The following is a 14,604-nucleotide window of genomic DNA, read 5'->3' as shown; positions in this document are numbered from 1 at the left end:
TCGCCCTGCTTGAGCACCGCAAAAATCTGACTTTCGGTGAATCTGCTTTTCCTCATCGGAGGTCTCCATAGTCCAGGAGGCCCCAAAATTCTAACTTCAATTGTCTACCATACGGGGAAGCTTACGGATGCAGAAGTTGACGGGGCGAGGGCCGATGCGCTCGCCAGGTGCGCCGTCGCTTCGGTGTGAGATCGAACGTAGGTTCTGGGAGCAGATCGCGACTGGGATCACAAGCGAGAGGGCCGCCGAAGCGGTTGGGGTGTCACAGGCAGTAGGCTCGCGCTGGTTCCGCTATCGTGGCGGCATGCCACTTTTCATGTCGACCCCTATATCTGTAGATACTTGTCGTTCGGTGAGCGAGAAGAGATAGCATTGCTGTCGGTCCAAGGCGTCGGCGTGCGCGAGATCGCTCGCCGTCTTGGACGAAGTCCGTCAACAGTTTCACGGGAACTGACACGTAATGCCGCAACTCGCACGCTGTACCTTTCGTCGATGTGTTGGTGGGCAGTTTTGGCGCGCCATCTGACCGCCAGGGATGGCGGCTACTGGGGCCGCCCCGCTTCGATCCATTGCCGGACTTGCCCCATGGTCAGCCGGTAGCGGGCGCAGTTGTGAAGTTCCAGCACACGCAGCTCCTGCGCGAGCATGGGCTGAAAAACCCGCGTATCTTCCTCGGACAGGGCCAGCGCGGCCACCGCCTGGCCAACTGTCTGCCCATCGCGAACCACCTGGCCGATGGCTTCATTCAGCGCCTCCCGGAACCGCAGCCGCGTTGGGTCGGGCACGCCCGTCGCTTCGAGCTGGACGGCGTACTTGCGGATCGAGCGGCGATAGGCCCACTCGAACAGCTCCACCGCCAGCGTCACGTCGCGCTGCTCGTACACGCCCATCATCGCGTCGGCATAATCCTGGGCCTCCACGTCCATGAAGGACAACGGCGCACAGTTGTAGAGCATCAGTGGAATGTTGGCCGACAGGCGGCTGGTGCGCTTGTTCCCGTCCTCGAACGGTTGCAGGTAGGCCAGGCTCACCCACAGGAAGAATGCCGCTTCCACCGGGTTCTTGATCTGGCGCGCCTTGTCCACGACGTGCTCGAACATTTCCTCCAGCAGCAGCGGTGCCTGCGCCGGAACGTAGGTGGTATCACGGATGTTGACCACCTTGCGGCGGATGTTGCCAAGCCCTTCGGCATCGGCCAGCAGGTCCTGCATCAGAATGGCGTGCAGGTTGCGGATCACGGAGGAGGTCAGGCCGTAGTTGGGCACGGCATCGACCATGAACTCGATGGCGGCCTTGTGGTTGAGCAGCATCACCGCGTCCAGGTCGCTGGCGGCCGTCCCACGCTTGAACAGCTCTTCCGTGGCGAGCAGGGAATAGCGGTTGCCCTCCAGGCGAGAGGAAGACCAGGACAGGTCGATGAGCAAAGGCCCCAGCACGTTGCGCGCATAGGTGCCGGCGGGCTGCTGGCCCCGCATGCGCCCCTCGCCAGCCAGGGCCTGAGCCAGGTTTTCGGGCAGCAGGAAACTTGCATTCGGGACGTAGTCGTCCACGAAGGCACGCTGGTAGCCGACCGGCTGGCGCGCGGCCAGCGGCCGCTGGAGCTGCGCCAGCAACGCCTGCCCGGATGCGGACCAGGCCATCCCTGCACTGGGGGGCGGGCTGTCAACGGCGGTGGGGACGGCGGGCGGTGCGTCGGCAATCCTGTAGCGCGTCGCGCGGCCTCGGCCCTCGCGCAGCAGCTTGCCCGCCTTGAGCAGCGCATCGAGTTGCCGCTTGACCGTGGCCCGGCTGATGGTGGTGAGCCTGGCGGCCAGTTCGCCGGTGCTCTGCCAGGGCTGCTCTGTTCGTGCCTGGGCATGCAGAAGATCAAGTAGTTCGTTCCCGCTCGTCATGTTTCGGCTCAATTGGCTCATAATTGGCTCATGATTGGCTCAATTTATCATGTTTCCGTTCAAATACGGCTCAAAAATGAGCCAAATAGTCAGAGTATGAGCCGATTTTGAGCCAGAATACAGACTGAATGGCAGGCAAGGCTCCTCAGCGGGCTTGCACCGTGATCGTAAGCGCCATAAACCCATCAGCAAGCCGCGTCGTCGGCGTCGCACCTATACCGCACAGATCAAGACCGATCTGGTCGCCCAGTGCATGGACCCGACAGTCTCATCTGACGGCCACGGCATCGCCTTCACCGCACCCTCAACCCATCCAGTTGCCAGACAGACAGTTCGAAAGACTTCTCGCGCATCTCCAGCGGCAGCCGGTCATAGGGATACACCACGAACAGCGGCCCCTTGTCGCGCGGCGACATGGGCTTGCCGTCCATGCGCAGCGCAATGATCACGTCATAGGCCTCGGCATGCTCGAAGGGAATGTCGGCGGTGTAGTCGTTCACCGCGACGGCTTCGATATGGGTGCCGCCGGCGCCGGCGGCGGCCAGCACGTCGCGCAGCAAGGGCCCCCGGAACGTCACGGGGCGCAAGTACCAGGGCGTGGTCACACGATAAGTGCGTTGCGGCAGCGCCTCCAGCGTACGCATGTCGAATCGCGTCTGGCGGCCCTGGCTATCCACCGTCAGCACGATCCTGCCGAGAGACTTCGAGTGCGCAGGCACTACGATTTCCCGCGGATGGATGAAGGCCGCGGCCAGGACCGCCGCGACCGCGAGCGACACGAGGCAGAACCCGCCGAGCAGCGCCAGGCGCCTGCCGCCCACTCGGCGACGGCACCCGCACGGGGCCTGTGGCTTGCGACGCGGAAAGGGGATCATGCCGATGCCTCCGGTTGCGAGGCACGTGCGAGCGCCTCGGTATCCACGCCGTCGATCTGCTCCGGACGCATGCAGGCCCGCGCGTAATCCAGCCATACCCGACTGCGCACGAAATACCGGTACAGCTCGGGGTCCAGATGCCCGTCCCTGCACATGGCTGCCATGATGCCCAGCGACTCGGACAAAGTCTTGGGCGGCTTGTAGGGACGGTCCGCCGCCGTGAGCGCCTCGAACACATCCACCAGCGCCATGATCCGCTCGGTGGTGCCCAGTTGATCGCCGCGCAGGCGCCGTGGATAGCCTTTGCCGTCCATGCGTTCATGGTGGTTGGCCGCAATGTCGGGCACCCTTCCCAGGTGGCCCGGCCAGGGCAGTCGCTTGAGCATGATGAGCGTCTGCACGATATGGTCGTTGATGGCGAAGCGGTCCTCGTCGGTCAGTGTGCCGCGCTGGATGGCCAGGTTGTGCAATTCACCCATGTTCCGCCGATGCTCGGGCAGCGTCATGTCGAAACCCCACGTGTTGCGCGGATCGTCACGCTCTACGGCCGGGCGCCGCGCATCATCCCAGGGCACGACGTGCTGGGGCTGGTCGGCCAGCAGCCGTTCGGTGGCGGGCAGCGGAGACGGCGCGGGACGGCTGCCGGCAAGTCGGGCGCCTTCCTGCGCATCCAGGCCCAGCGCATCGTCGAAATGGCGCTGCCAGGTCTGCGCGCCGATGGCGTGCAGATGTCCGATGGCGTCATCGGGCAGGAATTCGCCGCCGATATTGCATTCCGCGACGAAACGGAAATCGTCGCGCAATTGTGCCTGGCGCACATCGCGCCGATCCTCGGCAGCGCGCGCATCCTCGCCACGCAATCGGCCCTGCAGGCAGTCGATCTCGGCATCCCGCCAGAGCACCTCGAAACGCATGCGGATCTCATGAATGCGGTTGTAGACGACTTCCAGCTTGGTGGCCTTGTCCATGATGTGCCCGGGGCTGGTCACCTTGCCACAATCGTGCAGCCAGGCCGCCAGCCGGAAGGCCTCGCGCTCGTCCTCGCTCAGATGGAAGCCTGCATAGGGGCCATCGACCTCGGTCTGCATGCGATCGGCCAGCAGGATGGCCAATTTCGGCACTCGTTCGCAATGCCCGCCGGTGTAAGGGCTCTTGGCGTCGATGGCATCGGCCAGGATATGGGTCACGGACTCGAACAGCTTGCGCTGCGCCTCGATGAGCTGGCGCGTCTCGATGGCTACGGCCAGCATGCCGGTCAGGCGATCGGCGAAGGCCACGAATCCGGGCGCCGCATGATCCCGGTCCGAGTCGTGGACCAGCATCAACAGGCCTTGCGACTGCTTGTCGCGCCCCCGCAACTCGAACGCGATGCGACGACGACTCCGACCCGGATCCTGGTCCTGCCCCTCGGCCAGCACCGCGTCCCCTTCGCCGGCACTCATCGACTCGCTCAGCGCGCCCCGCTCTCCGAACGCGGCTACACGGACCAGGCGCTGACGCTCGCGGTCGAGGAGGTACACGGCGCCGCCCTCGCAGCGCGTCGCCTGGACGAATTTTTCCAGCACCTGTGCCAGCATGGTCTCGATCCGGGGCTCAGAGCCCAGCACACGGCTGATTTCAAGCAAGGATTCCATCGAGCCCGCGACCTTGTCCATCACGTCGTTGAGCGCTTCCACCTCGCGCAGCGCCGAAGCGGGCCGCTCGCGCCACCGGCGGAAACTGAACCGCGACATACGCAGCGCCTGCGCCGCGATCCCCTCCAGCGCGCGCCCCACGGTGCTGCCCACCAGCCAGCCGAGCGGCAGGAACAGCAGGATCAGTCCGATCGAGATCAGAATCATGCGCGTGCGGTTGAGCGCCAATGCGCCCAGCAACTCACCGAGAGGCGCAGTGGTCAGCAGCCGCATGCCTGAGCCGTCGAGCCCATCGAACGGCAGCGCCGCCCCGAACCACTCGCGCCCACCGGACTCGTAGGAGACCACCCGGCCATCGGCGGAGGCAACCCGCCACAAGCGTGTCAGCGCATCGATGCCCAAGGCATCCAGCGTCCGCACCTCGAATTCATCCGAACGGCCCCTGTGTACCAGCAACGCATCCATGTCGCGGTAGCCGATCACCGCACCGCCCGCGTCCACCAGCGCCAGTTCGGCGTTGGGCGTCATGCGCAGGCGGTCCAGCGCCTCGCCCAGATCCTCCAGCGCCACGTCCACCGCCACGACGGCTCGCCCCGAGTGCGACAGGCGGGAGAGCGTGATGCCCACCTGGCGGGTCGAAAAGAAGACGTAGGGGTTGGAAGCGACGGCGGACACCGTCTCCATCGCGTCGATGTACCAGGGCCGCTCGCGCGGATCGAACCGGTAGTCGGCCTCGGGCCGGCGCATCACGAGGTCGTGCTTGGCGTCGTAGAACAGGAACAGTCCGTGCCGTTTGCCGTCATCACCGAGCGTCACCGACTGCACGAGATAGTTGGCCTGGGGCGGGGCCTGGAAGCGCTCGCGGATATCGCGTCGGTCCAGCGCCCGCATCAGCAGGAAGTCGCCATTCTCGTAGCCGACATGGATGGCCGACAACAGGGGATTCTCAGCAAGTTCGGTCGCCAGGACACTGCGCCGCGCCAGCCGGTCGTCGAGCCGCTTCGCATCGACCACAGGATCGAATGCCAGGATGCGTAACGACGTCGAGCCGGGCTCGACGATACGGCGCACCCGTTCGGCCACGATCTGGCCCGTGTCGCGCGCCGCCATTGCGGCCATGTCCAGCAGGATGGCCCGCGACCCGTACCAACTGAGCGTGATCAACGCTACAGCGACAAGCGTCATGGCCGCTACCGCGATACCGGCAATGACGAATCTGACCGGCCATGCGCGCGTTGCATGAAGGGCTTGTGACATGGACCTCTCCGTGGTTCGTCAGGAGAAACCGCGTGGCCCCGCCATGGGCCCGACGCCCCCTGTCTTCCCATGTCACCGAACTGCGGGAAGGCGATGCCTCCAGGGTATCGCCAGTATCCACCTGTTCACGGCAAGACGCCACTGATCGCCCGCGTTCGGCAAGCGTCTATCCGCTTCGACCCAGTTTCCGCGCCCGAAACGCAGCGACCTTCATCCGGTTCCCGCACACCGCCATGCTGCACCACCGCCGGCGATGAGACTTCGTCAGGTCGCAGAACAGCAGAGAGCAGCCGTCGCCCTCGCATTGCTTCACCCGGTCCAGCGACCCGGCGGCCAACAGGTCCGCCAGCGCGGCCGCGACGGGCTCCAACAAACTGGCGGCATCGGTGCCGCGCGGTTTTTCGACCAGGGTGAACCGGGCTGCCGCCTGATCCCATTCCAGCGCCCGGGATCGCCGGCCCTGCTCCAGGATCTGGTTGACGAGGGTGGTCGGCGCACACGCCCCGGCCTTGGCGCCATCGATCAGGGCCTGCGCACCGGCACGCAGCTCAAGCGCCAGCGCGCACAAACCCTGAGGCGCTTCCTGGGTGCTCGCGGGCACTACACCGGCCGATTTGAGCCAATCCAGCACGGCGCGGTCGTTGACGAAACACTCGCGGGACGCCGTCCCCACGCCATAGCGGGCGTTGAGGAAGTCGATCGCGAGGTGATCCGCGATGAAGAGCGGGACGGATGCAGTCGAAGTCATTTCGTTCATGCCATGATTGTAACCTCTTAAATTAATGTTGACAGGTTATTCATGCATCAGTAACCTTTAAAAATCATAAAATAGGTTACCTAAGGAGAACCCTATGCAATCCAACTCAATGCTCGCCGCGACCAGCCAGGCCGGTGCGTTCATGGCGGCCGGAGCACACGCTGCCGGCACGGCGGTGGCATCTTTCCCGGTTCACTACCACTATGAGCAGGTGGACGAGGTCAAGGTCTTCTACCGCGAGGCCGGTCGCCGCGAGAACCCGACGGTCCTGCTGCTGCACGGATTTCCGACCTCCTCGTTCATGTACCGCAATCTGATTCCCCTGCTGGCAGACCGCTACCACGTCATCGCGCCGGATCTGCCCGGGTTCGGTCTGACCCAGGCGCCGGAGGATGGACGCTACGCGTACACCTTCGATCAGTTGTCCAGGACTCTGGGGCGCTTCACGGAACAGCTTCATCTAGACCGCTATGCCATCCAGGTCTTCGACTACGGCGCACCGGTGGGCTGGCGTCTGGCGATGGCACACCCCGAACGCATCACCGCGATCATTTCCCAGAATGGCAACGCCTATGAGGAAGGCCTGTCCGAAGGCTGGAAGCCGATCCGGGAATACTGGCGCTATCCTTCGCCCGAGAACCGGGCCTCGGTGCGGGCATTCATGACGCCCGCCGCGTTGAAATGGCAATACACCCACGGGGTCGGCGACGAAAGCCTGATCGCGCCGGAAACGTACCTTTTAGACGTGGCGATGATGGCCAGCCCCGGAAACCTGGACATCCAGTTGGACCTGATCCTGAATTACGCCAGCAACGTCGCCCAGTACCCGGAATACCAGGCCTACTTCCGTCGCCACCAGCCGCCGCTGCTGGCGGTCTGGGGCCGGAACGACCCGTTCTTCCTGCCGGCCGGAGCCGAGGCCTGGAAGCGCGACATCCCCACGGCGGAGATCCGCTTCCACGACACCGGCCATTTCGCGCTGGAGACCCACGCGGCGGAAATCGGCGCGGAGATCCACGACTTTCTGGACCGGCATCTGCGACATTGAATCCAGGCCCCATGCTAGGATGCGGCTTCGGCCCGATGCGGGCTTCCCGCCCGGGCTCGCCCACCCTCATGAAAAACAGCACCTTGACCGCCCTGCTTTCGGGCCTGCTTCGCGGTCTTTCCGCCCTGCCCTACGGACTGGTCGCCCGGCTGGGCGAGACGTTGGGATCTCTGCTGTATCTGATCCCTGGAAAACGCAGGCATATCCTGCACACCAACCTGCGCCTGTGCTTTCCGGAACAATCCGAAGCCCAGCGCGAGCGCCTGGCGCGGGCGAGCTTCCAGCACGTCATCCGCAGCTACCTGGAACGCGGCCTGCAATGGTACGGCAGCGCGCAGGCCATCACGGACCGGATGGAGCTGGACAGCGCCATCGACTTGCAGGATCGCTACGACCAGCCGACCATATTCCTGGGGTTCCATTTTGCCGCCATCGAAGCCGTCTGCATGTACTACTCGATACTGCATCCGGTCGCGTCCATCTATACGCCGATGTCGGATGAAGTGGCGGAGACGATTTCAAGAGAACGGCGTTCGCGGTTCGGCTCGACGATGATTCCGCGCCACGGCAGCGCCCGCGACATCCTGGGCATCCTGAAATCCGGCACACCCATCATGCTGGCAGCGGACATGGACTTCGGGCTGCGCGATTCGGTATTCGTGCCGTTCTTCGGCGTGCAGGCCTGCACCCTGACCGCCGTGTCGCGCCTGGCGCACTTGAGCGGCGCCCGCGTCGTGCCCTTCGTCTCGGAAGTCCTGCCCGACTACCGAGGCTACAAGCTGCGGATCTATCCGCCTCTGCCCGCGTTCCCCAGCGGCGACGTCCGGACCGACGCGCTGGCGATGAACCAGTTCCTCGAGGCGCGCATCCGCGAGACACCCGATCAATACTATTGGGTGCACCGCCGCTTCAAGCGCCGCCCGCAAGGCGAGGCGTCGGTCTACTGAACATCCTGCGAGAAAGACGACATGAGCGATTCACCTTCCCCCAAGTCCCCTCCGTCCCCCGAGCCCATTTCCGAGCCGCCCGCCGGATGCCCGGGCGGACCGGCGATGAATCCCCCGCTGGACGAGGCCGCGCGCCTGCGCGCCATCCTTGAGTCGCCCACGTACCGCCTCGCCTACGAGGACATGGATCTGCTCACCCAAGAGGACCTGCGTCCCTTGCGTCTGCAGCTTGAACTGCTCAAGCCCGAGCGCATCTTGAACGAGCAGGGCGTGCGCTCGACCGTGGTGGTCTTCGGCAGCGCCCGCGTGCGCGATACCGCCACCGCGCGCGATCGGCTCGCGGCGCTGGAGCGGCAACAGGACGTCGCAACGGCGGATCCGGCGCGGGAGCGGGAACTGGCCCAGGCCCGCCGCCGCGTGGAACAGGCGCGGTACTACGAAGAAGCGCGGCGCTTCGCCCAACTGATCTCGGCGCGCTTCCAGCAGGAAAAACGCTGCGATTTCGTCGTCGTCACGGGCGGTGGACCAGGCATCATGGAGGCCGCCAACCGCGGCGCGTACGACGCCGGGGCGCGCTCGATCGGACTGAACATCACCCTGCCGCACGAGCAGGCCCCCAATGCCTACATCACGCCGGAACTGGCCTTCCGCTTCCACTACTTCGCCCTGCGCAAGATGCATTTCCTGATCCACGCGCGCGGCCTGGTCGCCTTTCCGGGCGGCTATGGCACGCTGGACGAACTGTTCGAAGTGCTGACCCTGATCCAGACGCACAAGATGGACCCGATCCCCGTGGTCCTCGTCGGGCGCGCGTTCTGGCGCCGCGCCATCGACTTCGACTACCTGATCGACGAGGGCTATATCGCGCCGGGAGACATCAATCTGTTCGAGTACGCCGACGACGCCGAGGAAATCCTCGCCGCCCTGGAGCGCTTCCACTCGGCCTCGACGGACAAAACCGCTCCGGCCTGATCCAGCCCGATCGCCCCTCGCGGGCGTCTACCGGTCGCGGAGTCGCACGGTCAGGCTTTTCGCCGCCGTGCCCACGGGCCCGTGGATGTCGCTCAGGACGGAAAACGTTTCGCCCAGCCCGGTCGGACCGAAATTCACCCGCGTGTCGAACCCGACCCAGCCGGCTTCGGGCTGGCGCATGAGATGGATGGTCAGATCGACGTTGGCGAAAAAAACTTCGCTCGGATTCTCGCGCACCACCAGTCCGTTGGCGGTATCGACCAGTTTCACAAAGCCTGCGACAGGCGGATCGACCTCGCCGGCCACCAGCGGATAGGACGTGCGCAACCAGCTCTGCCCCTGGCCCGGGCGGGCGTCGCTTTTTTGACGGGCTTCCAGTGACGCAATGAAACCACCGTCCCAGACCGATGAGAATGTCAAGGGCGGCATCTCGTCGGGCGGCGGCAGCGGCGTCCATTCGGAGCCTTGCACCCGCGTCGTATCACTCGCGGCCAGGCGCCAGATCCGGGCCTGAACGCTGACCTGGTCCCCATGGCGCATGCTGGCTTCGATCAATTCGATCGAGCGGCCCGGCCGCACCATCCGGACATCGATGGAAAATGGCCCGGAATGGATGACGCCCAGCACGTCGAACGACACCCTGGACACCAGCTTGTCGCTGGGCAGGCGGCGTTCCGCCTCGGCCAGCACCAGGCCGGAGGCCGCCGCCAGGTGCTGCTCGCCGGCCTGCCAGGCGCCCTGGGCATGCAGGGTGGACAGGAATTCGGTTTCTCCACGGCGCACGTAGAAGGCATCCGGATAGGATGCGCCATCATGGCCGAGGTGTCGGTTAGGGGCAGTAGGCATGCGCAAGAGTATAGCGTTCACTGAATGCGGCAAAAGCATACACTGACGGTCATTCAATCTTTTACGGTTCTACAAACCGTCCTATCGTGACCGACACGGCCTTTTCCTCCCTGCCCCTTCTGCCCGCCCTGCTGGACAATCTGCAAGGCCTGGGCTTCGAACACATGACGCCCATCCAGGCGCAAAGCCTGCCGCTGATCCTGGCGGGCCGCGACCTGATCGCACAGGCCAAGACCGGCAGCGGCAAAACAGCCGCCTTCGGCCTGGGCGTGCTGCAGAAGCTGAATACCGATCGTTTGATTCCGCAGGCCCTGGTGGTCTGTCCGACCCGCGAACTGGCAAACCAGGTCGCCCAGGAATTGCGCCGGCTGGCCCGCCTGATTCCCAACGTCAAACTGCTGACGCTGTGCGGCGGTACCGCCGCGCGCCCCCAGGCTGAATCGCTGGGGCGCGGCGCTCATCTGGTGGTGGGCACGCCCGGCCGCATCCAGGACCACCTGGAACGCGGCAGCCTGGATCTGTCCGGCCTGAACACCCTGGTGCTGGACGAGGCCGACCGCATGGTGGACATGGGTTTCTACGACGACATCGTCGCCATCGCCGCGCACTGCCCGACCCAGCGCCAGACCCTGCTGTTCTCGGCCACCTACCCCGACAACATCCGCAAGCTCAGCGCCCGCTTTCTGCGCGATCCGGCCGAGGTCAAAGTCGAAGTCCTGCACGACGCCGACCGCATCGAACAGATCTTCTACGAAATCGACGAGGCCGAAAGGCTGGACGCCGTGGTCAGGTTGCTGAACCACTTTCGCCCGGTCTCTACGCTGGCCTTCTGCAACACCAAGATCCGCAGCCATGACCTGGTCGAGCGTCTGCAGTTCGAGGGCATCAGTGCCCAGGCGATCCACGGCGATCTGGAACAGCGGGAACGCGACGAGATCCTGATCCAGTTCGCCAACCAGAGCTGCACCGTCCTGGTTGCCACCGACGTCGCTGCGCGCGGTCTGGACATCCAGCACCTGGGCGCCGTGATCAATGTCGATGTGACCCGGGACACCGAGGTCCACGTGCACCGCATCGGCCGCAGCGGCCGGGGTGAGCAGAAAGGGCTGGCGCTGAGCCTGTGCACACCCGAGGAAATGCGCTGGGCCGACATGGTACAGCAGTACCAGGGCACTGCGCTGAAATGGGCTGATCTCAAGTCGCTGCGCCCCCAATCGGGTCACCCCCTGCGCACGCCCATGATCACCTTGTGCATCCAGGGCGGCAAGAAAGACAAGCTGCGCCCCGGCGATCTGCTGGGCGCCCTGACCGGCGACGGCGGCCTGACGTTCGAACAGGTCGGCAAGATCAACATCACCGAGTTCCGCGCATACGTCGCGCTGGACCGCCAGATCGCCAGGCAGGCGTTTGCACGGATTGCCAATAGCCCGATCAAGGGGCGCCGGTTCCGCATGCGGTTTCTGGAGGAATTCTGAGCCCGCCGGCACGGGGGCTGGAACCCACGGCCCGGTCAGAAACCCCGACTGAAAGATGCCGACCTGGACACGCTGGTGGCCCGGGCCATCCAGCGTTGCGCGGACTGACACGGCACGCCCGAAGTGTGCGTGAGTCGCACAGAGCCTGCCGCGTTGCTGCCGCGCTTGCAGGACGCTTTCCGTCCTGGGACGGCACGCCCCTGAAAGAGCCCCTAGCGCGCGCCGGTCTTCGACTGCCCGGCCATCGGCAGCGTCTCGGTGCCGCCACTCAGGGCGCGCTGCATCAGCACCGTATCCACCCACTGGCCCAGCTTGAAGCCGACTCCGGTCAGAATCCCGACATGGCGGAACCCGCAGTTCTGGTGCAGGATGATCGAACTGGTATTCGCACGATCGCCGATCACCGCGACCATCTGACGCCACGGCCCCTGCTCACACCGCGCAATCAGCGCACGCAAGAGCGTGCTGCCCACCCCTCTGCCGTCCATGCCGTCTTCGACGTAGACGGAGTTTTCGATGGTGTACTGATAGGCGGGGCGCGGACGATAGGCGGTCGCATAGCAATAGCCCACCACCTTGCCGCTTACCTGCGCCACCAGGTACGGCAGCCCGCCCTGCAAGACGGCGGCGCGCCGGTCTGACATCTCATCGACCGAGGGAGGAATTTCTTCGAAGGTCGCGATGCCGTTGAGCACATGATGCGCGTAGATGCGCTGGATGGCTGCGACATCCTCCGGGGTCGCATCCCGCACCTCGATCCCGCCGCCTGGGCCGGAAGCATTCAAGTCAAACATTGGATTCATTCCATCGTCCAGTCGTCTTGGAAAACTGGCGCCCACGGTTCGTGGCCGCGCCAAAGCCTCCATATTGCATGAGATTTCCTAAAAGCAAAATCAGTGATCTCATCGAGAAGGTCGCCTCAAACTCCTCACCCCCCAGCCGGGCGCACCTCCCATCAACTGCAGGAAATAAGCCAGGCCGAGCAGAAGGTGACCGGCGGCAAAGACGTCCGTACCCATTTTCCTGCCATTCAGCCGGACACTGATCAGCAGGAACATCAGGCAAAAGCACATCAGGTGCACGCAGAGCATGCCCAGGATAACGGTCGCATTCATGGATCAGGAAACCTTTCCGCTCTTGCGAACTGTTCCAGTATGGCGTTCATGCATCTGGTGCGGGAAACGCATCATTCTTGTTGTTGAGATGGCACTGCGGCATGGTCAATCACCGATTGAACAACGAACGCCCGATTTTATCCTCCTTATGCAGGCACTCAACCGAGCGGCGATCCGGCAATTGCTACCTGCGCGTCCGGGTTGTTTTATGTGTCATCTGCCCATTTGGCAGAAACAACACGCGCTTCTTCAGGCTGATCAACGACAAGCACGAGTTGATGATCGTGGTCGCTGTAGAGCACTTCAATGTTGATCCCGGCATCGGCCATTCGGCGGGTCAACTGGCCTAGCTGTCCCGGCACCTCTTGTTTGAGGCGCTGGACGACGACATCCCGGACTTCAAGCACTTCGATTCCGTGGTTACCAACGCGCCAACTGGGTGATCTGGATGATGTTGCCGCAGGTGTCATGCAACTGGGCGATTGTCGAGCCGGTCACCTCGGTCGGTGCCATGGTGAAATTGCCGCCACGCGCTTTGATGCGCTCATAGTCAGCCTTGACGTCATCGGTGTAGAAATTGACCGCAGGCTGACCCTGCTGGAAGATAGCTTGCTGGTAGGCATTGCCCGCCGGATTGTCATTGAGTGCGAGTTGCAGCTCAGTCCCATCCGGCTCGTCGGGTGAAACCACCGTCAGCCAACGAAACGATCCGTTGCTGAAGTCTGCCTTCTTGGTGAAGTCCAGAATCTGCGTGTAGAAGTGCAAAGCCTTCTCTTGGTCATCGACATACACGCTGGTCAATTTGATCTTCATGAGTGCTTCCTTTGCTATTTGCGTGGTGAGGTTGCGCCCAGGGCAACAGACGCATCGTTTGGAATCGTACGGATGGTTCTTTAATCGGTTTGGGGCAAGACCTGCTCCAGCTTCTCGAAGAAATTCTGCCACCCGGCCTGCGCGCCGCCGAATGCCCGCTTTTGATCGGGCCGGAAGCCCGATTGCTCCATACGCAGGCGGGTTCCTATGCTCGTGGGTTCGAGCGTGAAGGTCACGACACTCTTCAGATCGAAGGCGGGATCGTCGTGCGTGAAGTTCCACGTATAGGACAAAGTTGTGTTCGGATCGACGACGAGCACTTCGCAGTCCAGCACGCCTCCCCAAGCGCCGCGAAGGTTGAAACGGTGGCCCACGACCGGACTGAAATCATTTTTCATGAGCCATTCTTCGATCAGATGAGGCCGGGTGAGCGCCCGCCAGATTTTTTCTGGTGGATGGGCAATTTCGCGCTCAACAACGACGGAGCGTGTCTTGGTCGATATGTCGTTCATTGATCCATCCGATTGAGCAGGTCTTCGAGGTCGTCAAACCTGCCTTGCCAGAAGCTTGTCATCTGGTTTGTCCAGTCGATCAGCGGGGCAAGGGCGCCGAGTTGCGCACTGTAGTGCGTCTGTCGCCCTGCATGACGGTCTCGCACCAGCCCGGCCTGCTTCAGAATGCCGAGATGCTTCGACACCGCCGGCTGCGAGACCCCTGCCCGGGCCGTCAGTGCCCCGACCGTCTGCTCGCCCTCGCGGCACAGCCGTTCGAAGATCGCCCGGCGCGTCGGATCGGCAAGCGTTCTAAACAGTGCGTCCTGAGTGTTCACTGTCCCACTATCCAAATTCATAACCATTTAGATATATGATAACCAATCAGATATGTATCAGTCAAGTCGGAATTGAAGCGGTAAGATCCCCTTGCCGGCACCAGGACTTGCTTCTGAAATCCCCAAACCGGACGGCCACTGACG

14 protein-coding genes and 2 pseudogenes are annotated in these 14,604 nt (G+C 63.7%); 5 read left to right on the top strand and 11 right to left on the bottom strand.

Features of this window, described 5'->3' with window-relative positions; translation table 11 throughout:
- Positions 1 to 127: 127 nt before the first annotated feature.
- Positions 128 to 504 (top strand): annotated as a pseudogene (locus WA983_RS06510) (helix-turn-helix domain-containing protein); the annotation flags it as partial.
- A 38-nt stretch (positions 505 to 542) separates the two neighbouring features.
- Here the strand turns inward: WA983_RS06510 and WA983_RS06505 are convergent.
- The 4 genes from WA983_RS06505 to WA983_RS06490 form a co-directional block, all read right to left on the bottom strand.
- Positions 543 to 1,892 (bottom strand): Fic family protein, encoded by a 1,350-nt coding sequence (locus tag WA983_RS06505; RefSeq protein WP_424311757.1) that lies wholly within the window; start codon positions 1,890 to 1,892, stop codon positions 543 to 545.
- Positions 1,893 to 2,185: 293 nt separating this feature from the next.
- Complete coding sequence (locus WA983_RS06500; protein ID WP_424311756.1) at positions 2,186 to 2,671, bottom strand: molybdopterin-dependent oxidoreductase; 486 nt, start codon at positions 2,669 to 2,671, stop codon at positions 2,186 to 2,188.
- Between the two features lie 92 nt (positions 2,672 to 2,763).
- Complete coding sequence (locus WA983_RS06495) at positions 2,764 to 5,586, bottom strand: HD domain-containing phosphohydrolase (RefSeq protein ID WP_424311755.1); 2,823 nt, start codon at positions 5,584 to 5,586, stop codon at positions 2,764 to 2,766.
- Positions 5,587 to 5,824: 238 nt separating this feature from the next.
- Complete coding sequence (locus WA983_RS06490) at positions 5,825 to 6,415, bottom strand: CGNR zinc finger domain-containing protein (RefSeq protein WP_424251744.1); 591 nt, start codon at positions 6,413 to 6,415, stop codon at positions 5,825 to 5,827.
- A gap of 142 nt (positions 6,416 to 6,557) precedes the next feature.
- On the opposite strand from WA983_RS06490, the gene WA983_RS06485 reads away from it, so the two are divergent.
- From WA983_RS06485 to WA983_RS06475, 3 genes are all read left to right on the top strand, one after another.
- The gene (locus WA983_RS06485) at positions 6,558 to 7,463 is read left to right on the top strand and encodes an alpha/beta fold hydrolase (RefSeq protein ID WP_424311760.1); all 906 of its coding nucleotides are present in this window, start codon (positions 6,558 to 6,560) and stop codon (positions 7,461 to 7,463) included.
- Positions 7,464 to 7,531: 68 nt separating this feature from the next.
- On the top strand, positions 7,532 to 8,410 hold the full coding sequence (locus tag WA983_RS06480) for a lipid A biosynthesis lauroyl acyltransferase (RefSeq protein ID WP_424251746.1): 879 nt from the start codon (positions 7,532 to 7,534) through the stop codon (positions 8,408 to 8,410).
- A gap of 105 nt (positions 8,411 to 8,515) precedes the next feature.
- Complete coding sequence (locus WA983_RS06475) at positions 8,516 to 9,382, top strand: TIGR00730 family Rossman fold protein (RefSeq protein ID WP_424251748.1); 867 nt, start codon at positions 8,516 to 8,518, stop codon at positions 9,380 to 9,382.
- 27 nt (positions 9,383 to 9,409) lie between these two features.
- Here WA983_RS06475 and WA983_RS06470 read toward each other — a convergent pair whose 3' ends face one another.
- A complete protein-coding gene (locus WA983_RS06470; RefSeq protein ID WP_424251750.1) occupies positions 9,410 to 10,228 on the bottom strand; it encodes a thioesterase family protein in 819 nt (272 codons plus the stop codon).
- Between the two features lie 86 nt (positions 10,229 to 10,314).
- Here WA983_RS06470 and dbpA point away from each other — a divergent pair, with 86 nt between their 5' ends.
- A complete protein-coding gene (gene dbpA / locus WA983_RS06465; protein ID WP_424251752.1) occupies positions 10,315 to 11,703 on the top strand; it encodes an ATP-dependent RNA helicase DbpA in 1,389 nt (462 codons plus the stop codon).
- 212 nt (positions 11,704 to 11,915) lie between these two features.
- On the opposite strand, the gene WA983_RS06460 is transcribed toward dbpA, so the two are convergent.
- The 6 genes and pseudogenes from WA983_RS06460 to WA983_RS06435 all read right to left on the bottom strand — a co-directional run bounded on the left by WA983_RS06460 (position 11,916) and on the right by WA983_RS06435 (position 14,460).
- Positions 11,916 to 12,497, bottom strand: coding sequence for an N-acetyltransferase family protein (locus WA983_RS06460; RefSeq protein WP_424251754.1), 582 nt, complete (start codon positions 12,495 to 12,497; stop codon positions 11,916 to 11,918).
- 126 nt (positions 12,498 to 12,623) lie between these two features.
- A pseudogene (locus tag WA983_RS06455) lies at positions 12,624 to 12,818 on the bottom strand (GGDEF domain-containing protein); the annotation flags it as partial.
- Between the two features lie 206 nt (positions 12,819 to 13,024).
- On the bottom strand, positions 13,025 to 13,225 hold the full coding sequence (locus WA983_RS06450) for a hypothetical protein (RefSeq protein ID WP_424251756.1): 201 nt from the start codon (positions 13,223 to 13,225) through the stop codon (positions 13,025 to 13,027).
- A 13-nt stretch (positions 13,226 to 13,238) separates the two neighbouring features.
- On the bottom strand, positions 13,239 to 13,631 hold the full coding sequence (locus tag WA983_RS06445; protein ID WP_424251757.1) for a VOC family protein: 393 nt from the start codon (positions 13,629 to 13,631) through the stop codon (positions 13,239 to 13,241).
- An 80-nt stretch (positions 13,632 to 13,711) separates the two neighbouring features.
- Positions 13,712 to 14,143: an SRPBCC family protein gene (locus tag WA983_RS06440; RefSeq protein WP_424251758.1), complete on the bottom strand. Its 432-nt coding sequence runs from the start codon at positions 14,141 to 14,143 to the stop codon at positions 13,712 to 13,714.
- Positions 14,140 to 14,460 carry an ArsR/SmtB family transcription factor gene (locus WA983_RS06435; RefSeq protein ID WP_424251760.1) on the bottom strand — a complete coding sequence of 107 codons (321 nt, stop codon included), beginning with the start codon at positions 14,458 to 14,460 and terminating at the stop codon, positions 14,140 to 14,142. Before WA983_RS06435 ends, WA983_RS06440 begins: the two co-directional genes overlap by 4 nt.
- Positions 14,461 to 14,604: the final 144 nt, after the last annotated feature.

It is taken from the genome of Castellaniella sp. (genome assembly GCF_049650445.1).
Lineage (GTDB): Bacteria > Pseudomonadota > Gammaproteobacteria > Burkholderiales > Burkholderiaceae_B > Castellaniella.
This window is presented reverse-complemented; position numbering and strand designations above follow the sequence as displayed.